At 72.5% G+C, this 24,016-nt stretch carries 21 protein-coding genes (1 of these 21 running past the window's edge); 14 read left to right on the forward strand and 7 right to left on the reverse strand.

Going from position 1 to position 24,016, the window contains the following annotated elements:
* The first annotated feature begins 1 nt into the window (after position 1).
* Entirely contained in the window at positions 2-544 is a 543-nt protein-coding gene (locus tag WME75_RS12685; protein WP_437490095.1) for a hypothetical protein, read from the forward strand.
* Here the strand turns inward: WME75_RS12685 and WME75_RS12690 are convergent.
* The 3 genes from WME75_RS12690 to smpB all read right to left on the reverse strand — a co-directional run bounded on the left by WME75_RS12690 (position 522) and on the right by smpB (position 3,011).
* Positions 522-1,997 (reverse strand): DUF362 domain-containing protein, encoded by a 1,476-nt coding sequence (locus tag WME75_RS12690; protein WP_437490096.1) that lies wholly within the window; start codon positions 1,995-1,997, stop codon positions 522-524. The genes WME75_RS12685 and WME75_RS12690 overlap by 23 nt on opposite strands.
* A 157-nt stretch (positions 1,998-2,154) precedes the next feature.
* Complete coding sequence (locus WME75_RS12695; RefSeq protein ID WP_437490097.1) at positions 2,155-2,457, reverse strand: hypothetical protein; 303 nt, start codon at positions 2,455-2,457, stop codon at positions 2,155-2,157.
* Entirely contained in the window at positions 2,454-3,011 is a 558-nt protein-coding gene (smpB, locus tag WME75_RS12700; RefSeq protein ID WP_437490098.1) for an SsrA-binding protein SmpB, read from the reverse strand. Before smpB ends, WME75_RS12695 begins: the two co-directional genes overlap by 4 nt.
* Before the next feature lie 226 nt (positions 3,012-3,237).
* On the opposite strand from smpB, the gene WME75_RS12705 reads away from it, so the two are divergent.
* The 3 genes from WME75_RS12705 to uvrA all read left to right on the forward strand — a co-directional run bounded on the left by WME75_RS12705 (position 3,238) and on the right by uvrA (position 10,486).
* On the forward strand, positions 3,238-3,597 hold the full coding sequence (locus WME75_RS12705) for a hypothetical protein (RefSeq protein WP_437490099.1): 360 nt from the start codon (positions 3,238-3,240) through the stop codon (positions 3,595-3,597).
* Positions 3,598-3,610: 13 nt separating this feature from the next.
* Entirely contained in the window at positions 3,611-4,882 is a 1,272-nt protein-coding gene (locus WME75_RS12710) for a collagen-like protein (protein ID WP_437490100.1), read from the forward strand.
* A 264-nt stretch (positions 4,883-5,146) separates the two neighbouring features.
* Complete coding sequence (gene uvrA, locus WME75_RS12715) at positions 5,147-10,486, forward strand: excinuclease ABC subunit UvrA (RefSeq protein WP_437490101.1); 5,340 nt, start codon at positions 5,147-5,149, stop codon at positions 10,484-10,486.
* Positions 10,487-10,532: 46 nt separating this feature from the next.
* On the opposite strand, the gene WME75_RS12720 is transcribed toward uvrA, so the two are convergent.
* The 3 genes from WME75_RS12720 to WME75_RS12730 all read right to left on the reverse strand — a co-directional run bounded on the left by WME75_RS12720 (position 10,533) and on the right by WME75_RS12730 (position 13,888).
* Complete coding sequence (locus WME75_RS12720; protein ID WP_437490102.1) at positions 10,533-10,736, reverse strand: hypothetical protein; 204 nt, start codon at positions 10,734-10,736, stop codon at positions 10,533-10,535.
* Between the two features lie 110 nt (positions 10,737-10,846).
* Positions 10,847-11,782 (reverse strand): hypothetical protein, encoded by a 936-nt coding sequence (locus tag WME75_RS12725; RefSeq protein WP_437490103.1) that lies wholly within the window; start codon positions 11,780-11,782, stop codon positions 10,847-10,849.
* A gap of 33 nt (positions 11,783-11,815) precedes the next feature.
* Positions 11,816-13,888: a protein kinase domain-containing protein gene (locus WME75_RS12730; RefSeq protein WP_437490104.1), complete on the reverse strand. Its 2,073-nt coding sequence runs from the start codon at positions 13,886-13,888 to the stop codon at positions 11,816-11,818.
* Between the two features lie 307 nt (positions 13,889-14,195).
* On the opposite strand from WME75_RS12730, the gene nadC reads away from it, so the two are divergent.
* From nadC to WME75_RS12745, 3 genes are all read left to right on the forward strand, one after another.
* Positions 14,196-15,047 carry a carboxylating nicotinate-nucleotide diphosphorylase gene (nadC, locus tag WME75_RS12735; protein WP_437494804.1) on the forward strand — a complete coding sequence of 284 codons (852 nt, stop codon included), beginning with the start codon at positions 14,196-14,198 and terminating at the stop codon, positions 15,045-15,047.
* The gene (locus tag WME75_RS12740; RefSeq protein ID WP_437490105.1) at positions 15,044-15,856 is read left to right on the forward strand and encodes a biotin--[acetyl-CoA-carboxylase] ligase; all 813 of its coding nucleotides are present in this window, start codon (positions 15,044-15,046) and stop codon (positions 15,854-15,856) included. The genes nadC and WME75_RS12740 overlap by 4 nt, the downstream gene beginning before the upstream one ends.
* A 119-nt stretch (positions 15,857-15,975) precedes the next feature.
* The gene (locus WME75_RS12745) at positions 15,976-16,629 is read left to right on the forward strand and encodes a radical SAM protein (protein WP_437490106.1); all 654 of its coding nucleotides are present in this window, start codon (positions 15,976-15,978) and stop codon (positions 16,627-16,629) included.
* A 65-nt stretch (positions 16,630-16,694) separates the two neighbouring features.
* On the opposite strand, the gene fbp is transcribed toward WME75_RS12745, so the two are convergent.
* On the reverse strand, positions 16,695-17,747 hold the full coding sequence (gene fbp / locus WME75_RS12750; RefSeq protein ID WP_437490107.1) for a class 1 fructose-bisphosphatase: 1,053 nt from the start codon (positions 17,745-17,747) through the stop codon (positions 16,695-16,697).
* 325 nt (positions 17,748-18,072) lie between these two features.
* Here fbp and WME75_RS12755 point away from each other — a divergent pair, with 325 nt between their 5' ends.
* The 7 genes from WME75_RS12755 to WME75_RS12785 form a co-directional block, all read left to right on the forward strand.
* On the forward strand, positions 18,073-18,999 hold the full coding sequence (locus tag WME75_RS12755) for a class I fructose-bisphosphate aldolase (RefSeq protein WP_437490108.1): 927 nt from the start codon (positions 18,073-18,075) through the stop codon (positions 18,997-18,999).
* 261 nt (positions 19,000-19,260) lie between these two features.
* On the forward strand, positions 19,261-20,745 hold the full coding sequence (locus WME75_RS12760) for a leucyl aminopeptidase (RefSeq protein ID WP_437490109.1): 1,485 nt from the start codon (positions 19,261-19,263) through the stop codon (positions 20,743-20,745).
* A gap of 3 nt (positions 20,746-20,748) precedes the next feature.
* Positions 20,749-21,600, forward strand: coding sequence for a tRNA 2-thiocytidine(32) synthetase TtcA (gene ttcA, locus WME75_RS12765; RefSeq protein WP_437490110.1), 852 nt, complete (start codon positions 20,749-20,751; stop codon positions 21,598-21,600).
* Between the two features lie 10 nt (positions 21,601-21,610).
* Entirely contained in the window at positions 21,611-22,447 is an 837-nt protein-coding gene (locus WME75_RS12770) for a hypothetical protein (RefSeq protein WP_437490111.1), read from the forward strand.
* An 86-nt stretch (positions 22,448-22,533) separates the two neighbouring features.
* The gene (locus WME75_RS12775; RefSeq protein WP_437490112.1) at positions 22,534-22,716 is read left to right on the forward strand and encodes a hypothetical protein; all 183 of its coding nucleotides are present in this window, start codon (positions 22,534-22,536) and stop codon (positions 22,714-22,716) included.
* On the forward strand, positions 22,713-23,699 hold the full coding sequence (locus WME75_RS12780) for a foldase protein PrsA (protein ID WP_437490113.1): 987 nt from the start codon (positions 22,713-22,715) through the stop codon (positions 23,697-23,699). Before WME75_RS12775 ends, WME75_RS12780 begins: the two co-directional genes overlap by 4 nt.
* A protein-coding gene (locus tag WME75_RS12785) for a roadblock/LC7 domain-containing protein (RefSeq protein WP_437490114.1) crosses the window boundary here: on the forward strand, positions 23,696-24,016 show its start. The gene runs 333 nt beyond the window's last position; 321 of the gene's 654 nt are visible here — the first part of the coding sequence; its start codon is at positions 23,696-23,698; the stop codon falls past the right edge of the window. The genes WME75_RS12780 and WME75_RS12785 overlap by 4 nt, the downstream gene beginning before the upstream one ends.

Below are 24,016 nucleotides of genomic sequence, written 5' to 3' on the forward strand. Positions count from 1 at the left end.
CGTGAACGAGCTGCACCTCGATCCTGCCGCGTCCCGTCTGACGATCCGCACCCGCGCCGTCGGGATGCTCGCGCGCCTCGCGCACGACCTCGAGATCACCGCGTCGGAGCTGCGCGGCCGGGCGCGGCTCGACGGCGATGCATGGACGGCCGAGCTCGAGATCCGCGTGGCCGGCCTCTGCGTCGCGGGGGTGCTTCGCGGCGATCGCCTCGACCCGGACGCGCTCTCGTCCGGGGATCGTCGCGACATCGAGCGCCGCATCCAGGGCGAGGTGCTCCGGGGCACGGAGGTCGTGGAGGTTCGCGCCTCGGGGGTCGCGCGCGATCGCGCCGACGTGCGCGTGCAGAGCGCCTCGGGGAGCGCCGCGCTGACGGCGCGCCTGTCCTCGCGCGATCGCGGCGAGGGGGCCGTCGGCGTGACGGGGGGCTGTCAGCTCTCGCTGGCTGCGCTCGGCGTGCGCGAGGTCAAGGGGCCGCTCGGCGCCTTCAAGGTGCGGGACGAGCTCGAGGTCCTCTTCGACCTCACTCTGCGGCCGGCGGGCTAGGCGGCTCGGACGGGAGCTCGGGGGCCGCCTCGCCGCGCGAGCACGCCCCGTGGACCTGGTAGGGCTTGCCGGAGAGGCGCTTGGCGAGCGAGGCCCCGCGCCAGGCGACGTACGCCTTGTTGAACTCGAGCACCTGATCGGCGGCGAAGTAGGGGTTCTTCGTCTTGCCCAGCGTGACGAGCGTGAGCACCTGCTCCGCGACGCTCACGGGGCAACCCTCGAGCCGGATGACGCGCTCGTTCCGGGCCATCGCGAGCTTGGTCGTCACCTTCACCATCTTCGCCAGCACGTCGTCGTGCTTCGCGGTGTAGGGGTCCCGCGCGCTCCGCTCCCGGTACAGGCTGTCGATGCTGACCAGCTGATCGCCGATCTTGCCCTTGTACGTCGCGCAGTCGCCGATGAAGACCACCTTCTCGCCCGGCTTGGCGTCGATGGGGCCCTCGTAGGCGCCGAACACCACGTGCATCCGCGGCATCTTCGCGTCGCACTCCTTGTCGTACTCGCGCAGGATCTCGATCGCCTCCTCGATGGCGCCCGGGCAGCCGCCCCAGCAGTAGTCGGTGCGCTCGGGCTCGGGCGGCGAGCCTGCGTAGGCGGTGATGTTGGTGCCCTCGAAGTACTTCTCGACGCGGACGAGGCCCACCTTGAACCCCTTGGCCTTCTGCTTCGCCTCCTCGAGCGTCACGTCCCCGGTGATCTCGATCTCGCCGAGGTTCATCGGGCCGAAGCCGCGCTCCGAGGCCAGGCGGATGTGCTCGACGCTCCTCGGATCGACGCCGATGATCTGGCAGCAGACCGCGTCGAACGCGACCTGGTTGTTCCCCATGAGAATGAGGCCCAGGTCGAACGGCGACGGCGTGAGCATCCGGCCCTCGCCGGCGGTGATGGCGTCGATCGCGATGAACTGCGGCTGCACGATGTACTGGAGGTCGGCGACCTTCTCGTTCAGCCGGTGGTCGTGATCGATGAGCCGGTGCCGATCGTCCTGGATCCCGATGTAGTTCTTCATCGAGAAGGTCACGGTGGTCCAGGGGTGCGATTTGAACTTGGGGCAGTTCACGAAGAAGTCGGCCTTCGCGACGGGCTCCGGCGTGAACACGTAGTCGCGCAGCCGGCCCTCGTGCGTGAGCCGGATCTCGACCTGCTGCTCTTCCTCGAAGTGGTAGTGCTTGACCCCGGCCCGCCGGAACATCGGGTAGTAGCCGGCGCCCTCGTACGTCATGCGGGTCGGGAGCGTGATGCCGCACCGCTCGCCGACCGCGAGCTCGGTCACGCGCCCGTCGTCGCGATCCCTGAGCGCGCCGATCACCCCCTCGATGAACTCGGGCCGCGTATAGGCGTGCGGGAAGTGCGCGCCGGAGGCGACGACGTTCGGCTTGATGAGCGTCCGGCCCCGCGGGCGGAGCGACAGCTCCTCGAGCCCGCTGCGCACGATGCTGCGGATCTTCTCCACGTCATACGTCGAGCAACGTCGCAAAATTACACGAGGGCGCGACGTGATCTTCATAGACCGCCAGCGTAAGTGTCGCGGTGAATCACCGCAACACCCGCGGCGGACGGCTCGCTCCGCGGTCCGGATCGGCCCGGACGCTCGTCGGCGCGAGCGCGGATCAGCCCGGACGCTCGCCGCCGACGAGCTGCGCGAGCTCGGCGCGGACGTCACGCGTCGCGTCGATGAGCCGGCCTTCGAGCTCATAGATGCGCTCGGCCGGCGCTGGGTCGCTGGGCTCGTGGGGGGAGCGCAGGCGGCACCGGGCCACCTTCAGCCGGATCGCCGTCCCCGTCGACCGGAGCGAGCCCTCGACGCGCGCTCCCGGCGCCGACGATGCGGTGGAGCGGAGCCGCACGCGATCGCCATCGAGCTCGACGAGCTCCGCCTCGCCGCCTTTCGACCAGGTGAGGTGCGAGGTCATTCCGGCCTCCGCGGGCGGGGGCGTTCCTCGCTGCGCGCCGCGCGGGGCGCCGGGCTGCGCCCGCGGTCGCCGCCGCCGCGGGCGCGCTCGATCGCCGCGCGGGCCTCGCGCGCGGCGTCCTTCTCCTTCAGGCTCTCGCGCTTGTCGACGGTCTTCTTCCCCTTCGCGAGGGCGATCTCGGCCTTCACGCGGCCGTTCTTGAAGTAGAGGCGGGTCGCGATCACGGTCATGCCCTCCCGCTCCACGCCCTTGCGGATCGCCTCGATCTCGCTCTCGTGGAGCAGCAGCTTGCGCGGCCGCTTCGCCTCGTGCCCGAAGGCGGCCCCGGACATCATGGGGATGTTGACCCCCTTCAGGAACACCTCCCCGCGCTCGATGGCGCACCAGCTGTCCGTCAGCTCGGCGGCGCCCTCGCGGAGCATCTTCACCTCGCTGCCGAGCAGCACCAACCCCGCCTCGAACCGATCGTCGAGGGTGTAGTCGAACGTCGCGCGCTTGTTGCGCACGATGAGCTTCTCTCCCTCGCGTTCCTTCTCTTTCCCAGCGCGGCTCACGCGGCCGCATAGCGCGCGCGCCGCCGCCTGTCCACCGCCTCACCGCGCGCGGGGCCGGCGGGGGGCGCTCTGCGGCTCGCTCCGCTGCCGGCCCCGCGCGCGGTGAGGCGCCGTCGCTTGACGCCGAGCGCCGCCGCTCGTCCAATGGCTCTATCGAGCGCGACTTGCTGTCGGGCCGGAGGATTCAGTGAATCGCGGACTGCGTTTTTCCGCCTGGCTCGGAGTGATGGTGACGATCTCTGCGCTGACCCCCGCGGTCGGCTGTAGCTGCGCCGCCGATTCGATGATCGAGGCTCCCTACACCGCGAGCAGCGGCGGAACCGGCGGCGCCGGCGGTCAGGGCGCAGCCGTGAGCTCGGGCAGCGGCGGGGAGGGCGGCGGCGGCGGCGAGGGGCAGGGCGGGGCCGCGCACGCTGCGGCGGGCGTGGAGGCGAGCGAGACGGTGACCGCTGGCGAGGTCGCGAAGAGCTCGCGCTACCGGATGGTGTTCACGCTCGGCCAGCCGACGCAGAACCAGGAGGCGTCGACCTCGCCCAAGGTTCGGATGCAGGGGGGGCTCATCGGAGCCAACGGGAGCTTGCAATGAAGAGGATCTGGTGATGAGGACATCGAGGTTCGTGCGGTGCATGATGGCTTCCGCCCTTGCGGCGGGCGCGGTCGCGGGCGCGGGGACCGCGACTGCGGCGGTGCCGGCGACCATCACCCACCAGGGCCGGCTCTTCGACGAGCGCAACGCGCCCATCAGCGAGACGCTCGATGTCGTCTTCGCCCTCTATGACGATCGCGGCGCGTCGACCCCCATCTGGAGCGAGGTCCACTCGATCACGTTCGACGACGGCTTCTTCTCGGTGCGCCTCGGCTCGATCACCCCGTTCCAGGGCGCGATCTTCAACGGCGCCGAGCGGTACCTCGGCATCACGGTCGGCGACGACGTCGAGCTGAAGCCGCGCGCGACGGTCGCGAGCGTGCCGTACGCGCTCCTCGCCGGGAACGTGAACGGCGACATCACGCCGACCTCGATCTCGGTGAACACCGAGAGCGGCACCACGGTGCTCATCGACGGGAGCGGGGTCGCCGTGAACGGCGGTCAGGTGATCGACGAGAACGGGCAGTGGGTCGGCTCGCCGACGGGGCTTCAGGGGCCGCAAGGGGTGGATGGCCCCGCCGGGCCGGCCGGTGAGACGGGTCCGGCAGGGCCCACGGGGCCGGCGGGCGCAGCGGGAGCGCAAGGCCCGGTCGGCCCCATGGGACCGGAGGGACCGATGGGTCCGATCGGTATGATGGGCCTCCAAGGCCCGATAGGCCCGATGGGCCCGGAAGGTCCGATGGGCCCCGCCGGACCCCAGGGGCTCGACGGTCCGATCGGCCCCGAGGGCCCCGTCGGGCCGCAAGGACCTCGCGGCTTCACGGGCCCCGCTGGCCCGATCGGGCCACAGGGGGTGGTGCTCTCGCTGATGGTCAGCGGAGTCGGCCCGCACGTCACGCTCCCGGCTGGAAGAGCGGTCGACTTCTTCGGCCCGACGGCCCAGGTGGAGGTCTCGTCGATGAGCCAGTCGATCTACGCGACCGCACATCGGTACCTGGGAGCGGGCACCACGCCGGCGGACAGCCTCAGCCTGTTCATGTGCTACCAGCAGGTTCATCCTCAGCCGTCCGGCCCGCCGGTGCTCGACGACATCTTGATGGTCGGCCTTGGGTTGAAAGGCGGCCGGGTCCCCGCGAGCACGCGCGTGTCCTTCGGGCTCAGCGCCGTCATCACCGGCCTCAACGCAGGCACCTACAACATCGGGATGTGCGGCATGACCTTCAGCCCGAACTGGACCAGCAACGACTACGGCTATCTCTCGCTCCTCCTCGTCAACGGCGGCTAGCCGCTGTGCTCGGCGGGCGCGCTGGGCAGAGCGGGCAGACCGGAGCGCACGGAGCCTTCCGCCACGTCATCCCGAGCGCGCACCTCGACAAGACACGATAATTCCGCGGTGAAGAACGCAATGCCGCGACGCGCATCCTCTGCGTGCTGTCCACGTACGATCGTCCGCGACGATGGGTGGAAAGGGGGCTAAGCACTCGCGGTTTCACGCGGAGCCCGTCCACCCCGGACGCCATCCCGCGGGGCCCACCCTTCAGCGCCTCCCATGCAATCCATCTGTCTCCGCGGCGCCCGCACGCACAACCTCCAGGGCATCGATCTCGATTTCCGGCCCGGCGAGCTCGTGGCCATCGCGGGCGTGTCCGGCGCCGGCAAATCATCGCTCGCGCTCGACACGCTCTACTCCGAGGGACAGCGCCGGTTCGTCGAGAGCTTCAGCCCGTACGCCCGCCAGTTCCTCGAGCGGCTCGAGCGGCCGCCGATCGACGCGCTCGAGCCCGTGGCGGCCGGCGTCGCCGTCGACCGCCGCGCGCCGGTCAAGAGCTCGCGGTCGACCGTCGCCACGATGGCCGATCTCGAGCCGTACTTCTGCGCCCTCTTCGCGCGCGAGGCGGTGCCGGTCTGCCCGTCCTGCGAGGCGCCGGCCGCGCGGACCGATCCCGCACGCGCGGCCGAGCTCGCCGCGAGCCAGCACGAGGGCGCGACCGCGCTCGTCACCTACCCGATCCCCGTCGCGGGCACCGAGCGGTTCCTCGACGTGCGCGAGTCGCTGCTCGCCTCCGGCTACCGGCGCTTGCTCGTCCGCGGCGAGGCGCGCGACCTCGACAGCGTGGCCCCGTCCGAGGCGATGAGCGGCACCGACAAGGTCGAGGTCATCGTCGATCGCGTCCGGGTCGCCCCGCGGGAGCGCCGGCGCCTCGGCGCCGCCATCGAGGAGGCATGGAAGGGCGGTGCAGGCGACGCGTCGCTCCACCTGCAGCGCAAGGCCGAGGAGCCAGGCGGCAACGGGGCGGGGTCGACGCGGCTCCGGCTCGTGCGCGGGCTCGCCTGCCCCTCGTGCGCGCGCGCCTTCGATCCGCCGCGCCCGGGGCTGTTCTCGTACCAGTCCCCGACCGGCGCGTGCCCCTCGTGCCGCGGCTTCGGCCGCACGCTCGGCATCGATTACGACAAGGTGATCCCGGACGCGTCGAAGTCGATCGCGGGCGGCGCGATCCGCCCCTGGAACGGCCGCTCGACCACGTGGGAGCGGAAGCTGCTCCGCGCGTTCTGCGAGCGGAACAAGATCCGCACCGACCGGCCGTGGCGCGACCTCTCCGAGGCGCAGCGCGCGCTCGTGCTCGAGGGCGAGGGCACGTGGGAGCAGGGGAAGTACCCCGGCGTGAAGGCCTGGTTCCGCTGGCTCGAGACGCGCACCTACAAGATGCACGTCCGCGTGCTGCTCGCGCGCTACCGCACCTACGACGTGTGCGGCGCGTGCCACGGCAAGAGGCTCGCCCCCGAGTCGCTCCTCTACCGCGTCGGCGGCCTCGATCTCGCCGCTTGGCACGAGCTCGAGCTCCGCGAGGCGCGCGCGCGGCTCGAGGCCGAGCGCCCCCAGACGGGCCAGGGGGAGATGGCGCGCCGCGAGCTCATCGCGCGGCTCGGCTACCTCGAGCGCGTCGGGCTGGGCTACCTCTCGCTCGCTCGCCAGGCGCGTACGCTCTCGGGCGGCGAGGCGCAGCGCGTCGCGCTCACCGCGGCGCTCGGCACGTCGCTGACGGGCGCGCTCTTCGTGCTCGACGAGCCGACGGTCGGCCTGCACCCGACGGACATCCCGCCGCTCGTCGCGGCCATGCGCGAGCTCGCCGACTGCGGCAACGCCGTGCTCGTCATCGAGCACGAGCCCCTCGTCATCCGCGCGAGCGATCGCGTCGTCGAGCTGGGCCCCGGCGCGGGCAAGCAGGGCGGGCGCGTCACCTTCGACGGCCCGCCGGAGGGGCTCGACGCGCGCAGCCCGCTGCCCTCGGCGCGCGCGGAGCGCCGGGCGCCGAGCGGGAAGATCGCGATCCACGGCGCGCGCGAGAACAACCTGCGCGACGTGACGGTCGACGTTCCGCTCGGCGTCGTCGTGGCGATCACGGGGCCGAGCGGCTCGGGCAAGAGCACGCTGGTGAGCGACGTGCTTTACCGGCACGTCGCGAGGGCGCGCGGATACAAGGACGTCGAGGCGCCCGGCCTGTACAGGCGCATCGAGGGCACCGCCGACATCCGCACCGTCACGCTCGTCGATCAGGCGCCGCTCGGGCGCACCTCGCGGGGCAACCCCGCGACCTACACCGGCGCGTGGAACCGCATCCGCGCGCTCTTCGCCGAGCGGCCCGAGGCGGCGGCGCGGGATCTCGGGCCCGGCCACTTCTCGTTCAACGTCGCGCTCGGGCGCTGCGAGGCGTGCGCCGGCGAGGGGAGCGAGACGATCGAGATGCAGTTCCTGGCCGACGTCTCGCTGACCTGCCCGACCTGCAAGGGCAAGCGGTTCCGCGACGAGGTGCTCGAGGTGAAGCTCGACGGCCGCTCGGTCGCCGACGTGCTCGATCTCTCGATCGACGAGGCGTTCGCGGCCTTCGAGCGGGAGCCCGCGGTCCGGCGGGCGCTCGCGCCGCTCAAGCAGCTCGGCCTCGGCTATCTCACGCTCGGCCAGCCGCTCTCGACGCTCTCCGGCGGCGAGGCGCAGCGGCTCAAGATCGCGCGCGCGCTCGGCGAGCCCTGCGCGGGCGCGCTCTTCCTCCTCGACGAGCCGAGCGCCGGCCTGCACCCGGAGGAGGTGAAGCACCTCAACGCCTCCCTCTCCGTGCTCGTGGCCGAGGGGGCCTCCGTGATCGTCGTCGATCACGACCTCGACGTCATCGCGGCGGCCGACTGGGTCATCGATCTCGGGCCGGGCGCGGGCAGCGAGGGCGGGCGCGTCGTCGCGGAGGGGACGCCCGAGGAGGTGGCCACGACGGCGACGCGGACCGGCGGCGCGCTGGCCGAGTGGTTCGCGCTTCGGGGCGATGGCCCCGCGCGAAGGCCGCGGCGCGGCGCGCCGGCCGCCACGAAGCCCGGAAAACGTGGCGGCAACGGCGCAGCGCGCGCGTCGCTCGACCGGCGGCGGATCGAGGTGGAGGGCGCCCGCGAGCACAACCTGGCCGATGTCTCGACCGTGATCCCGCACGGCAAGATCGTCGTCGTCACCGGCCCGAGCGGCTCCGGCAAGAGCACGCTCGCGTTCGACGTGGTCTTCGCCGAGGGCCAGCGGCGCTTCCTCGAGACCTTGACCCCCTACGCGCGCCAGTTCCTCCCCACGCTGCCGCGGCCGGACGTCGACCGCGTCACTGGCGTACCCCCGTCGATCGCGCTCGAGCAGCGCACCACGCGCTCCGGCGCCAACTCCACCGTCGCGACGGTGACCGAGATCGCGCACTACCTGCGGCTGCTCTACGCCAAGGTCGGCGAGGCGCGCTGCCCGGACTGCGACGTCCCCATCGAGGCGCGCTCGCCGGACGAGGTCTACCGCTCGCTGCTCGCGACGCGCGGCGCGCGGACGCTGCTCGCCCCCGCCGTCGTGGCGCGCAAGGGGACGTACCTCGACGTCTTCACGGCCGCCGCCCGCGCCGGCATCACCCGCGCGCTCGCCGACGGCGAGCCGTGCGCGACCGACAGCCCTCCCCGCCTCGACAAGCGCCGCGAGCATTCGATCGACCTCGTGATCTACGAGGGGCGCATGTCCGCCCTCGATCGCGCGCTCTTCGATCGCGCCCTCTCGTTCGGGCGGGGCGCGGTGAAGCTCGCCGGCGGCCGTGGAGGCGAGCAGCTGCTCTCCACCACGCGCACCTGCCCGCGCTGCGGCGTCGGCGTCCCGGAGCTCGATCCCCGCTGGTTCTCGTTCAACACGAAGCAGGGCCGCTGCGCGTCGTGCGAGGGGACGGGCGCCTCGGACTTCGACGACGACGCGCTCGCGACGCCCGATCCGTGTGAGGACTGCGGCGGCTCGCGTCTGGCGCCGATCCCCCGGGCTGTCCGCCTCGCTGGCGAGCGTTACCACCAGGCGTCGGGCCGATCGGTCGCGGCCGCCGCCACGTGGGCGAGGAGCCTGCGCTTCACGGGCGATCGCGCCCTGATCGCCGAGGCGCCGCACAAGGAGCTCTGCCGCCGGCTCGACTTCGTCTGCGAGGTGGGCCTCGGCTACCTCACGCTCGATCGGCGCGCGTCCACCCTCTCGGGTGGCGAGATGCAGCGCCTGCGGCTCGCGGCGCAGCTCGGAAGCGGCCTCACCGGGGCGCTGTACGTGCTCGACGAGCCGACCATCGGCCTCCACCCGCGCGACACCGATCGGCTGCTGGACAACCTGCGACGGCTCGCCAGCATGGGGAGCACCGTGCTCATGGTGGAGCACGACGCCGACACGATTCGCGCCGCGGATCACCTGATCGACCTCGGCCCCTCGGGCGGTCGCAAGGGCGGCAGGATCGTCGCCGCGGGGCCGTCGCGCGAGGTGCTCGCGAACCCCGACTCCCCGACCGCTCGCGCGCTCGCCGGTGAGGACGCGCTGCTCAGCGCGCGCCCGGCGCGCCCGCCGGTGCGTGAGCACATCGAGCTCCTCGGCGCCCGCGCGCACAACCTCCAGGGGGACGCGCTCCGGATCCCTGCGGGCCGGATGACGGTGGTCGCCGGCGTGTCCGGCTCCGGCAAGAGCACGCTGATCCAGAAGGTGCTCTACCCTGCCGCGCGCCGCGCGTTGAAGCTCGAGGCGCCCGAGCCGGGCCCGCACAAGGCGCTGCGGCTGCCGAAGGGCATCCTGCGGGCGGTGGCCGTCGACCAGTCGCCCATCGGTCGGACGCCGCGCTCGATCCCGGCGACGTTCCTGGGCGTCTGGGACGAGGTCCGCAAGCTCTACGCCGCCTGTCCCGACGCGCAGGTGCGCGGCTACGGCCCGGCGCGCTTCTCCTTCAACACGGCCGCGGGCGGGCGGTGCCCCACGTGCGAGGGGCAGGGCGTCATCGCGCACGAGATGTCGTTCTTGCCCGACGTGACCACCCCGTGCGAGGCGTGCGGCGGCGCGCGCTTCGAGCCGGCGACGCTCGACGTGCGGTACCTCGGCCTCTCCGCCGGCGACGTCCTGGACCTCACGGCTGAGGAGGCGGTCGAGATCTTCGCGGCCCACCCGCGGATCCGCGCTCCGCTCTCGACCATGTGCGATCTCGGCGTGGGCTACCTCCACATCGGCCAGGGCTCGCACACGCTCTCGGGCGGCGAGGCCCAGCGGCTCAAGCTCGCGGCGGAGCTGACGGCCGGCGCGCGGCCCAAGCCGACGCTCTACGTGCTCGACGAGCCCACGACCGGCCTGCACCTGGCCGACGTGGCGCGCCTGATCCGCGTGCTCGATCGCCTGGTCGAGCGCGGCGACACGCTGGTGATCATCGAGCACCACCCGGCGGTCATCGCGTGCGCGGATCACGTGGTCGAGCTGGGCCCGGAGGGCGGCGCGGGTGGTGGGCGCATCGTGGCCGAGGGCACCCCGCGCGAGGTGGCCCGTCAGCCGACGGCGACGGGCGAGGTGCTGAAGAGGATCTTCGCGAAGGCGACCTGAGCGGGCGCGCCGGCTCGGGCCGGCGCGCCGCCTCGCGGATCGCGGCTCAGCCGTCGGAGCGCTTTGCGTACCTGTACGCGGTGTAGGCGGAGATCAGGTGGCAGATCCAGCCGAGCCACCCGCCCGTGCCGATCCACAGGCCGGGGGTGACGATCAGCCAGAAGATGCAGCGCAGGAACGCGCCGTTGTAGAGCTGCCCAACGCCCGGAATAAAGAACGACAGAACTGCGGCGATCCCGGATTTGCTCATGAGGTCGGAAGCTGATCACCCTGACCGCCTTGTCAAGCGGACTCGAGCGGAAGCCTCGGATCGCGGCCGCCGCGCCGCGGCCGGCGTCGAGGCGGACCGCGCAGATCAGCTCAATTCCGACCGGGCAGGATGATCTTGCGCCGGCCCGTCGAGGACCCGGAAGGGGTGGGCGGCGGGGTCGTCGCGGCGGGCGCCGTCGGGGTCGTCGGCGGAGCGGTCGATGGGACCGTCGGCACCGTCGGCGTGGTGGTGGGGTTCGTCGGCTTGGGCTGCGCCCGCGGCGGCGGCGGCTTCGGGGCCGCCACGGGGACCGGCTCCGGCGGGGGTGGTTCGGGTGTCGTGGTCGCGGGCGGGGGCGGTGCCGGATCGCCGGCGACCGACGCCGGCGCTGGCGGCGCGTCGACCTGCGGCAGCGCCGTCACGTCCTCGGACGAGCTTCCGCTGCGCATCACGAAGAAGGCGGTCGTGAGGCCGCCGATGACCACGAACGCGCCGAGCCCGATCAGCGCGAGCGTCGGGCCGGAGCTCTTGGGGCGAGGCCGCGAGGGGACCGGCGCCGAGTACAGCCCGCCGCTGCCCGGCAGCGCGGGAGCGCCGCCGGCGTGAAACCCCGGCGCGCCGGCTGCCCCGGGCCCGCCCGGCGCTCCGAACGGCGAGCCGCCGTACGGGCTGGCGGGAGGCTGGGGCGGCTGCCCGTAGGCGCCCCCTGCTCCGGGAGGGCCTCCGTAGTTCGCCGTGGCGCCGGGGCCGTAGGGCCCGGGCGCGCCCGCTGGCGGCGCGCCGTACGCGCCCGCCGGGGATCCGTAAGGGCCCGGCGCGCCGGGCGGGGGCGCGCTGTTGCTCCCGCCTTCGACGATCGTTCGCGGGACGGCTGCGCCCGCGGCCCCTGGATCGTGCGGCGCGGCGCCGGGCGGCACGGGGAAGGCGCCCTGAGGCGAGTTGACCCCCGCGAGCGGAGGCTCGCCGGGCACAGTCTTGCCAGGGCCGTACATGCCGCTCGGGGGCGCAGGCCATCCGGGCGGCGGACCGCTATTCTGGTTGCTCATCGAGATCGCATCTTACCGCCCGCGCCGGGCGAGTCAGTTGTTCGGTACGATGATCACGCGCCGTGACGGCCGGCTGGGCGGCGTGGTGGGCGGCGTCGTCGGCGACGTCGGCGTCGTCGTCGTGGGGGTTTGCTGGGGGCCGGCCGGCGGCTGCACGCTGGTCGGCGCGGGGAACGGGAACGGGAACGTCGACGGGATGACGATGGGCGGCAGGTTGGGGATGATCGACGTCGCGCTGGGGCGCGTCGTCGGTGCCGGCGTGGTCGGCTGCGTCCCCGTCGCGCTCGGCGTCGCCGGGGGCTTCGATGTCGACGTCGCGGTCGGCCGGGGCTGAGGTTTGGCGACCACCGGCGGCGTCTCGACCGGGGGCGGCACCACGGCGGGAGGCGCTGTCGTGGCGGGGGGGCTGGGCTCCGGGGGCACCGTGTTGGTCGGCTGGAGCGTCGGCATGGCCGGCCCCGCGTCGGCCTGCTCTCCCCGGCCGAGCTCGCTGGCGATGTACACGCCGCCCACGACGGCGCCGGTGATCCCCGTGGCGAGCAGGAGGATGGTGAACAGCGAGGTCCCGCGCTGCGCGGGCTGCTTCGCTCCGTGCGCCGAGGCGGCGTGCGAGGTCCGGGGCAGCGGCTCCATCGGCGCCGTCCCAGGGATGTAACCCTGCATACCGCCGCCCCCGTAGGCGCCGCCGTAGCCGGGCGCTGGGCCGCCGTTGAACGGTCCGGCGGGAGCCGAGCTCCGATCCATGAAGGGCACGTTGCCGACCGCCGTCCCGCCTGGGCGAGGCGCTACATCGAACGGCCCAGGCTCGTAGCTCGTGGCTGGAACCCCGGGCACCCCATGCGGCGGCAGGTAGGGCGCGGCGCTCACGGTCGCCGGCTGGCCGACCGGGGGGTAGCCGCCCTGGGCGAAGTACGGGCCGGAAGAGGGCTCTGGCCTGGGCGTGAACCCTGGAGCCGACGCCGAGGGACCCCGGGCATCCGAGGCGAAGCCGCCCATGGGGGTCGAGGGCCCGAGCGCGCCCGGGGGGCCGCTCGACGCGTGGTGCGCGCCGCCGTCCTCGGGCGGGATCGTCTTGGGGACCGAGCTCCTGCGACCGTCGCCGATCGCGTTGGTCGCGGGCGCTGCCGCTGAAGCCGCGAGCATCCCGGGCGCCGCGAGGGCTGCCGGCAGGGCCGCCCCGGACGACCGCGCCACGCTGACCTCGGACGGCGAGGGGGTGAGCGCCGACGGGGCGCGGGCGGCTCGGGCGAACGGCTCGAGGGCGCTGCGGAGCTCGGCGGTGGTCGCGAACCGATCGGGCGGCGAGGCCGCCATCGCGCGGTGGACGGCGGCGCAGAGGCCCGGCGCGAGCTCCGGCGCCAGGTCCGAGAGCCGCGAGATCTGGCCCGACAGGTAGGCGCCCGCGATCTGCTGGGGCTCATCGCCGCCGACCGGCCGGCGGCCGGCCAGCATCTCGAAGATGATGACGCCCAGCGAGAAGATGTCGGCGCGCGCGTCCACGGAGTCGGCCGAGTAGGCCTGCTCGGGGGCCATGTACTCGGGCGTGCCCATGATCACGCCCGGGCGCGTGAGCCCGCGATCGAGCTCCCCCGTGACCTTCAGCTTGGCGATGCCGAAGTCGAGCAGCTTGATGAGCGGCTCTCCCTTGGACGTCCTCGTGATGATGACGTTGTCCGGCTTGAGATCCCGGTGGACCACGCCCGCGCGATGGGCGGCCTCGACGCCCTCGAGGATCTGCATCGCGTACTCGAGGGCGTCGGCGTAGGCGAGCCGGATGCCGGCCCGGTAGAGCTCCTCGTAGAGGGCCTGGAGCGTCTTCCCCTCCAGGTACTCCATGACGATGAACGCCAGGCCGGCGGCGGTCTGGTCGACGTCGACCACGCGGACCACGTGCGCGCTCTGGATCTGCGCGGAGACGCGCGCCTCCTGCAGGAAGCGCTGCACCAGGCCGGAGCGGCGGGACAGCTCGGGGTGGAGAAATTTGAGGGCGACCGTCGTCCCCAGCACCTCGTGGCGGGCTTCGTAGACGCTCCCCATGCCGCCGTCGCCGATGAGGCGCACGAGTCGGTACTTGTTGTGGATGACCTGGCCTGCCTGCGGACGCATCGATCTCCGTTGAGGGCGCTGGAGTTGCTCGGAGAGTCTCACAGGCTGGTAGACGAACGTCAGCCCCATTTGTGCGACACAGCGTCGTGATGGTCGCAATCCGCACCGCTTTTCGGCGCCGCGGGGCCCATCCGCTCCGCCGGGGTCCCGTCCTGGGCAGCTCGCCGCCGAGGTCGCACGCTCCGGCGCGAGTCCATTTAACGCATCGCGTTATTCAGGCTCGGGTAGGTGCGACGGCGCTGATGCGCGCGTGCGGGAGCGAGTATACCTGGGAGCGCCGCCGGGGTGCGGCGCCGAGGAGATGCCTGTGCTGGCTGCGCCGCTGCTTGATGCCCTGATCGATCGTGCTCTGGAAGAAGACCTCGCGGGGGGCGACCTCACCACCGAGGCCTGTGTCGAGGCTTCCGCGCGCGCGACAGCGAAGGCGGTGGCGCGCAAGCCGCTCGTCGCATGCGGGGGGGCCGTGTTCCTCCGGGTCTTCCAGCGCCTGGATCCGCAGGTGGAGGGCGAGGTGCTGGTCGCGGACGGCACCGCCGTCGACACCGGCGCCGTGCTCTGGACGGTGCGTGGCCTCGCGCGCACGCTCCTCAGCGCGGAGCGCACCGCGCTCAACTTCGCGCAGCGGATGAGCGGCGTCGCCTCCGAGGCGCGCCGCTATGCCGCGGCGATCCCGCAGGGGTCCGGCGTGCGCATCACCGACACCCGCAAGACGACGCCCGGCCTCCGCGCGCTGGAGCGCTACGCCGTGCGCGTCGGCGGGGCGCACAACCACCGCGACAGCCTCGGGAGCGCCGTGCTCATCAAGGACAACCACATCGTCGCGGCGGGCGGCATCGCGACCGCCATCGCCCGCGCGCGGGCGCGGGCCCCGCACACGACGAAGATCGAGGTCGAGGTCGCCTCGCTCCGCGAGCTCGACGAGGCGCTCTCCGCCGGCGCGGACATCATCATGCTCGACAACTTCACGCTGGCCGACGTCAAGATCGCGTCCGCGCGCGTCCGCTCGGCGCAGCACGGCCGGCCCTTCCTCGAGGTCTCCGGCGGGATCACGCTGGAGCGCATCCCCGAGCTCGCCGCGGCGGGCATCGACGTCATCAGCGTCGGGGCGCTGACGCACTCGGCGCGATCGGCCGACATCGCGCTGGATCTCGCGCTGTGAGGCGGCTCGACGCGGAGGCCGTCGAGCGCGAGCTCGCGCGCCTCGGCGCGTCGCTCGGGAGGCCGCTCGTCGCGGCGGCGGAGACGGGGTCGACGAACGACGACGCCCGGAGCGCGGCGGCTGCCGGGGCGCCGCACGGGGCGGCGTTCCTCGCCGACGCGCAGACGCAGGGGCGCGGGCGCGGCGGGCGCTCCTGGCACTCTCCGCCCGGGGAGAACCTCTACCTGTCGGTGGTGCTGCGCCCCGGTTTGCCGGCGAGCAGCGTCGCTCCCATCGCCCTCGTCATGGGCCTCGCCGTGGCGTCGGTCGTCGGTCCACGGCTCGCGCCTCGCTCGCGCCTCGGCGACGGCGCCGCCGCCGAGGTGCGTCTCAAGTGGCCGAACGACGTGCTCGCCGGGGGCCGCAAGCTGGCGGGGATCCTCGTCGAGGCCCAGCTGCGCGGCGATTCCGTGAGCAGCGTGATCGTCGGCGTCGGGCTCAACGTCCACGCGTCGAGCTTCCCACCGGAGCTCTCGGGGCGGGCCACGTCGCTCGCGATGCTCGGGATCGACGACGTCCCGCGCGAGCTCCTCGCGGCGGAGCTGCTCCAGGCGATCGGCGACGCCGCGGCGAGGTTCGAGGCGGGAAAGCTCGCTCCTTTCGCCGAGGAGCTCGCGCGGATGGACTGGCTGCGCGGCCGCCGCGTCGAGGTCGCCGGCGTGGCCGGCGTCGCGGCGGGGATCGATCCGGAGGGGCACCTGCGGATCCGGGGCGAGGACGGCGTCCTCCGCGCGGTGGCCGCGGGCGAGGTCAGCGTCATCACCGGCTGAGCGCCTCGCGCCGCTTGCGTTGCGCGCTCGGCGCGGCCAAAGCTTGCGGCCCCATCGCGGGTCGCCGGCGGCGCGGAGCAGCCCGGATCGACCCGAGGCTCCTCGGAGGCGTCGCTTCCTTGAAAGAAGACACCCTCGTCGTCCACGAAATCTACGCCAGCGTGCAGGGCGAATCGACGTTCGCCGGGCTGCCGTGCACGTTCGTCCGGCTCACCGGGTGCAACCTGCGCTGCACCTGGTGCGACACGCCGCAGGCCTTCTACAGCGGCAAGCGCATCGGCCGCAGCGATGTCCTCGAGCGCGCGCTCGCCCTCGGCACGCCGCTCGTCGAGCTCACGGGCGGGGAGCCCCTCCTCCAGCCCGGGTCGTTCCCGCTCCTCGCGGAGCTCTGCGATGCGGGTCGCACCGTCCTGGTCGAGACCAGCGGCGAGGCGGACGTGTCGCGCGTCGACCCGCGCGTGCACAAGATCATGGATCTGAAGGCGCCTGGCTCCGGGGAATCGCACCGGAACCGCTGGTCGAACCTGGACCACCTCACGCCGCGCGACGAGATCAAGTTCGTGCTCGCCGATCGGGCGGACTACGAGTGGATGCGGGGCACCATCCGCGAGCGCCGCCTCGACGCGCGCGGCGTGACGCTGCTCGCCTCGTGCGTCTGGGGCAGGCTCGCGCCGAGAGAGCTCGTCCAGTGGGTGCTCGACGACGTCCTTCACGTCCGGGTGCAGGTCCAGCTCCACAAGGTGATCTGGGGCGCCGACGCGCAGGGGGTCTGACGCGCAGGGCCGCCCCGTCCACGCGGTCTCGTCGCGGTGAGGGGTGGCGGCGTTCTCTCGCAGCGTCAGCGCTCACCGCGCAGGAACTGCTCGAAATCGTCGACGTCGCGGGGCGAGCCGAGGACGAGCGGCACGCGCTCGTGGAGCGACTTCGGGACCCGATCGAGGACGCGATCGGTCCCCGTGCTCGCCTTGCCCCCGGCGGCCTCGAAGATGAAGGCGAACGGGTTCGCCTCGTAGAGCAGCCGCAGCTTGCCCTGGCCGCCTCGATCGGCGGGGTACGCGAAGATGCCGCCCTTGAGCAGCGTTCGGTGCGCGTCCGCGACCAGCGAACCCACGTACCGCGCGCCGTACGGCCTCCCCTCGTGCTTGTTCTCCTCTTTGATCCAGGCGTTCCAGCGGCGCACGCCCTCGGACCACCCCGCGCTGTGGCCCTCGTTGATCGAGAAGGTCGAGCCGCGCTCCGGGATCCGAATATTCTCGTGAGAAAGGAAAAATTCACCCACGGTTGGATCGTAGGTGAACCCGTGCACGCCGCCGAGGCCGGTGGTGATGACGAGCAGCGTCGACGATCCGTAGAGCACGTAGCCCGCCGCGACCAGATCGCGGCCGGGGCGCAGGAAATCCGAGGGATCGGCTCCCATCTTGGCGTCGCTCTTGCGGAGCACGCCGAAGATCGTGCCGATCGAGATGTTCACATCGATGTTGGACGAGCCGTCGAGCGGGTCCACGACGACGATGTACTTGGCGCGCGGGTCCGTGGAGAGGAGCCTCATTTCACCGAGCTCCTCGCTCACCACGGCCGCGCAGTGCCCGCGCCGCCCGAGCACGCTGAGCAGCGTCTCGTTGGCGACCTCGTCGAGCTTCTGCACGACCTCGCCCTGAACGTTCGTCTGTCCCGTGTACCCGAGGACGTTGGCGAGGCCGGCCCGCCGGACCTTGGACGTCACGAGCTTCGCCGCCAGGCCGATCTGGTTCAGCAGGGAGGTGAACGTCCCCGTCGCCGAGGGGAACCCGAGCATTCCCTCGAGGATGTACGTCTCGAGCGTGATCCCGACGCGTGACTGCGCGTCGGGCGGCGTCCAGCTCAGGTTCCGTTGGTCCGATGAGAGCGACATGATCCCTCCGCGTTGTCGGCGAGGGCGTCGCCGCCCCGCCACGTGCTCGCGCTCGCGCTCGCCGCTGCTCTACTGCACCTGGAGAGTGCACTTGGAGAGCCGACCGGCGCAGCTCCGAGAATTGCGTATCCGACGGCTCCGCACAACATCCTCCGAGCGCTGGACCACCGGGGAGTTCGGCTCGATACGTTCGTCCAGATCCTGAAGACACGGCCCGAGTCCGCTCGTTCGCCGGCCCCGACACAGGGCCACGGAGCAGGGCGGATCGGGCCCGCGCCCCGGGGGGCCTCGCGTTCCGGCTGTAACACCCTCGACGGAGTGATTCATGGCGCTCACCTCCCGCGTAGAGCAGATCCTCTCCTGGTACGCCTCGGAGAACCCCGGCACGCTGACGAACCTCGTCCGGCTGCTCAACCACGGCGCGCTCGCGGGCACCGGCAAGCTGGTGATCCTGCCCGTGGATCAGGGCTTCGAGCACGGTCCGGTGCGATCGTTTGCCCCGAACCCCGAGGCTTACGATCCCGACTACCACTTTCAGCTCGCGATCGACTCGGGGTGCAACGCGTATGCGGCGCCGCTCGGGTCGCTGCAGGCGGGCGCGGCCAGGTTCGCGGGGCAGGTGCCGCTGATCCTGAAGCTCAACAACAGCGACACGCTGGCAAAAGTGGAGCAGCCCCTGTCCGCGGTGACCGGCTCGGTCGAGGACGCGCTCCGCCTTGGCTGTGTCGGCGTCGGCTACACGATCTATCCAGGCTCCGGCGCGAGAAACCGCATGTACGAGGACCTTCGCGAGATTGCCCTCGAGGCCAGGCGCAAGGGCCTGGTCGTCATCGTCTGGAGCTATCCGCGCGGCGCCGGGCTGTCGAAGCAGGGCGAGACGGCCATCGACGTCTGCGCTTACGCGGCGACGATCGCGGCGCAGCTCGGCGCGCACATCATCAAGGTCAAGCCACCGACGGCTCATATCGAGCAGGAGGAGGCAAGAAAGATGTACGAGAAATACGGCATCCCCATCCGGACGCTCGCCGACCGGGTCCGCCACGTCGTGCAGGCGACCTTCAACGGCAAGCGGGTGGTGATCTTCTCCGGCGGCGAGTCCAAGGCGACCGACGCCGTCCTCGAGGAGGTGCGCGAGATGGCCGCGGGCGGCTCCTTCGGCTCGATCATGGGGCGCAACGCGTTCCAGCGCCCGCGCGCCGAGGCGCTGCAGCTCCTCTCGGACGTCAGCCAGATCTACAGAGCGGCGCGCTGACGCCCCCTCGATCCGGCGCTCGGGGCGGGGACCCTCGGGCCGTGGTCCGCGGCGTCGCCGCGCGAGGCGTCGCGGCGGAGGCGCCTCGCCGCCCGTCGCCGCCGGCCGCCGAGCGCGGAGCCTGAGCGGCGCTGCGCGCGGGAGCGCTCTCCTCCGCACTTCGGACCGACCGCCCGCGGGTCTCGTCCACGTCGACGGGGTTAGCCCTTCGTGATTAGATGCCGCGCTGGAAACACCCCCCATCCGGGCTCAGGAGACCGCATGCCGATCAAAGTGAACCTCGCCTCGTCAGACCCGCTGAGCATCGCCGTCGACGTCGTCGTCATCGGCGTGCCCGAAGGCGCATCGACGGGTGAGGGCGTGCTCGCGAGGCTCGTGAAGGCGCTGGGCGAGTCCGTGGTCCACCAGGTCAAGCGTGACGACTTCACGGGGAAGAAGGATCAGAGCATCGATTTCACGACGCACGGCGCGCTGAAGCCCGGCCGCGTGCTGCTGCTCGGGCTCGGGTCCGGCAAGCTCACCGACATCGATTGCCGCGTGCTCGCGGCGAAGGGGGCGCGCTTCGCGAACGGCGTGCGCGCCGAGAGCGTCGCGGTCGTGGCGCCGCCCGGCGTCGAGCGTGCGGAGCGGGCCGCCGCCGAGGGGCTCGTGCTCGGGTCCTACCGGTTCACCCGCTACTTCACCGGCGATCGCGTGCCCAAGTTCGGGCTCGCGCGCGGCACGGTGGTCGTCGAGGGCAAGGCGGGCAAGGCGGCGCGCGACGCGGTCGCGCTCGGCCAGCAGGTCGGCGAGGCGATCTGCGTCGCGCGCGATCTCGTCAACGAGCCGCCGAACGAGGTCTACCCGGAGGCGCTCGCGCGCGTCGCGGTCGGCGTCGGCAAGCAGCACGGGCTCAAGGTGACGGTGTTCGACAAAGCCGCGCTGAACAAGCGTGGCATGAAGCTCATCATGGCGGTGGGGCAGGGGAGCGCGCGAGAGCCCCGGCTGGTCCACATGGTCTACATGCCCCCCGGGAAGCCGAAGGGGAAGCTGGTCTTCGTGGGCAAGGGGCTGACGTTCGACAGCGGCGGCCTCTGCATCAAGCCAGCTCAGGGCATGGAAGAGATGAAGGGCGACATGGGCGGCGCCGCGAACGTGATCGCGCTGATGGCCGCCGTCGCGGCCGCCAAGCCGAGCGTCGAGGTGCACGGCGTCATCGGCGCGGCCGAGAACATGCCTGACGGCGCGGCCTACCGGCCCGGGGACATCTTCGGCTCCCTGGACGGCAGGACGGTGGAGATCATCAACACCGACGCCGAGGGGCGCCTCGTCCTCGCCGACTGCCTCGCCTATGCGCGCGCGCTGAAGCCGGATCTCATCGTCGACAACGCGACCCTCACGGGCGCCTGCGTCGTGGCCCTCGGGCCCACGGTGTCGGGCTTCTTCTCGAACCGCGAGGAGCTCGCCGAGCGCCTCCGGAGCGCCGCGAAGGCCGCGGGCGAATCGATGTGGCAGCTCCCGCTGGTCGACGAGCTCCGCGATGGCCTGAAGAGCGACTGGGCCGACATCAAGCACACGGCCGACCGCTGGGGCGGGGCGATCACCGCGGCCCTGTTCCTGCGCGAGTTCGTGGGCGATGTCCCCTGGATCCACGTGGACATCGCCGGCCCCTCCATGGCGAGCAAGCCCTACGGCATCTTCTCCAAGGGCGGGACGGGCCACGGCGTGCTTACCTTCCTCCGCCTCATCGAAGGCTTCACCGGCTAAACCGTGCAACTCCGCCGTAAGCTCGCGCGCGCCATGGGCCGCGCCATCACCGACTTCGACATGATCGCCGACGGCGATCGGATCCTCTGCGCCGTCTCGGGGGGCAAGGACAGCTACGCGATGCACGCGCTCCTCGTCGACCTCGCGCGCCGCGCGCCGGTCCGGTTCAGCGTGATCGCGGTCAACATCGACCAGGGGCACCCGGGCTACCCCGGACACCTCCTGACGGACTACATGGCCGCGGGCGGCCACGAGTTCCGGATGATCTCCGAGGACACCTACTCGATCGTCACCGAGAAGATCCCCGAGAACAAGACGTACTGCTCCCTTTGCTCCCGCCTGCGGCGGGGCATCCTCTACCGTCTCGCGCGCGAGCTCGGCTGCTCGAAGATCGCCCTCGGCCACCACCGAGACGACGCCGTGACGACGCTGCTCCTGAACCTGATCTTCGCCGGCCAGCTGAAGTCCATGCCTCCGAAGCTCATCTCCGACGCTGGCGACAACGTCGTGATCCGCCCGCTGATCTACTGTGCCGAGGCCGAGCTCGCCGCGTTCGCCGCGGAGGAGCGCTTCCCCATCATCCCCTGCGATCTGTGCGGATCACAGGACAACCTCCAGCGCAAGGCGGTGAGCCGGCTCCTCGCCGAGCTCGACGCGCGCCACCCCGGGGCGCGGCAGAACATGCTCGCCGCCCTCGGCAACGTGCGCCCGAGCCACCTCTTCGACACGGGCCTCTGGAAGCGGCTCGGGCTCGAGGTCGCCCGGGAAGAGGGGGGCGCGCGCGGCGAAGCAAGCGTCGACGCGCCGGCGCCGGATGTGCTGCCCGTGGGCAACCTGCTGAGAAATCTGGCCTAGCGGCTCGCTCATGAGCACGGATGTCCCCGGCGCGATCTCGATCGGCGCTCCGCGCGAAGCGGAGTCGGGCGCGTCCGCAACTGGCGGACGCGGCGGAACGGTGGCGCGCGAGGGCGATGCGCCGTCCGCCGCGGATGGCCCGGAGGCGGCGCCGTCCGGCGCGGCGCGCCTGGGTCTCGGGGATGGGGGCGCCCCGCAGGCGCTGCTGGCTGCGGTCGTCGCCTGGATGATCACGGTCGCGCCTGCCGGGTTCGGCCGCGGCGCGCCGGTATCCGCCAGCGTCGCCGCCACGCTCGCCTTCCTGTGCGGCATCGCTGCGCCGCTGGTCGCCGCGTCCCACCGCCGGGCGGCGCGGCACCTCGGCATCTCTGTCTTCTTGGCGCTCGTCACGTTGACCTGGCTGCTCGCCTCTCCTTCGCTTCAGCCGTCCCGCCTCGACCCGGTCCGGGCGGCGATCGGCGGGATCGCCTGGGGAATCTTCGCGCTTTCCTGGCGCGATCGCTGGGATGTGCGGCGCCAGTCGGAGCCGGACCCGGATGCCCCCCTCCTGCAGGCCCGGGCCCACCTGCCTCCGCTCGCCGTCGCGGTCATCGCGTTCGGCGCGCTGGTGAGCCTCGCCATCCTCGTGCTCGCATGGCGCGTCCGGGACCCGGACCGCGCCCTCCTGGCCCAGGCTGTCGCCGTGGCCTGCGCCGTCGCGCTGATCACCGCGGCCGCCGGCGTCGCGGTCGCCCGTGGCCGCCGACACACGGCGGGCGCACGCCGGCTCAGCCACCGCGCCGTCCGGCAGCTGCTGGTCCTGATCGTCTTCGCCGTCCTGGGGGCGGTGGTGATGATGCTGCGCTGAGCAGCGGCCCGGCCGTGGCCTGCCGCAGCCCGCAGCGTCCGCGCATCCCCGTCGGTTCCGTGTCAAATCGCGTTACACTCACGCGCGTGTCCCGTGCAGTCGATGTCTTCGCGATTCTGCTCCTCGCCGCCGCCGCGTTCTCGTTCGCCTTCGGGGTCCACGCCCTCGGCGATCGCCAGGATTTCAAGGCCGTCTACCTCCTGGTGATCGGCGGGCTCTCGCTCAAGGCGTCCACGGAGATCCTTCGTCCCCGTGGAGGTAGCGCGTGAGCTCTGTGCGCGGGATGAGCGCGGCCGCCGCGTGTCTGTGCGCGTGCGCGGCCTGGGCTGCTCTGTCGACGTCCGCGCGGGGGGCGCTGCCGCTTCCGCCCGATGTGGCGGCCCGTGTGGGCGCGGTCGCCATCCCTGTCGACTCGGTGGCCCGCATCGCGGCGGCGCAGCACGTCTCGCCCGCGCAGGCCCGGGATGCGGTGGTCCGCGACGCGCTCTTTGCCGCCGAGGCACGAGATCGCGGCCTCGAGCACGAGCCCGAGGTGCAGCGCGACATCAGCGCGGTGCTGGCCCGCCGCCTGCTTCACCGACTGAAAGAGGAGGCGGAGAGCGCCGGCCCGGTGACGGACGACGAGCTGCGCGTCGCCACCGAACGGCACTGGCTCGATCTCGATCGTCCCGAGGGATACCGCACCGTGCACGCCGTCGTGAGGCTCTCGGCGGACGCCGGCGAGGCCACGCGTGACAAGGCGAGGGCGATCGCCGACGCGATCCGGACGGCGGTGCTGTCGTCGCGCGAGGTGGCCCGGCGCTCCGAGCCGCCGCGCGCCGCGGGGACGCGGCAACCGCCCACCGATCCGGCTGCCGACGCGTTCATCAGCGCCGCGAAAAGCGTCCCCGCCGAGGGCCTCGATGTCGTCGCGCAGGCGCTCCCTCCCGTGACTGCAGCGGGCCGCGTGCTCACCCCGGAGCCGCAGCAGTTCGACGTCGATTTTTCCCGCGCGGCGGCGTCGTCGTTGAATGTGCGCGGAGACGTCAGCGCACCGGTCGCGTCGTCGTTCGGCGTGCACATCATCATGCTCCTCGAGCGCATCCCGTCGCAGGTGGTGCCCGTCGAGGAGCGACGCGCTCTTGTGCGCGATGAGATCATGACGGACCGCGCACGCGCCGCGCAGGCCAGGCTCCTCGAGGCGCTGCGGCGCGAGCCGAAGGTCGTCGGCGGCGTCGACGCGTTGCTCGAGCTCGTTCGGATAGACCCATGACCACCTCGCGCAACGGAGCTCGTAAGCGGAGCCAGTGCGGGCTTTCACGCGACCAGACGCCCTCCTCGTTCGCGTCGATCCTCGAGGATCTCCTGTGCGCGATCCCCGGCGCACATGCCGCTGCGCTCGTGGACTTCGAGGGGGAGACGATCGACTACGCGGGCCGGCTCGAGCCCTTCGACGTGAAGGTCACCGCGGCCCACTGGCAGATCGTGCTGGCCGACATCGCGAGCACACCCCTGGGCGTGCCGCGCCAGCTCACGGTGCGCGCCCATCGCCGGAGCTACATCGTTCGCCAGCTGCAGCCTGGTTACGCT

The organism is Sorangium sp. So ce1014 (assembly GCF_051521505.1).
Taxonomy (GTDB): domain Bacteria; phylum Myxococcota_A; class Polyangia; order Polyangiales; family Polyangiaceae; genus Sorangium.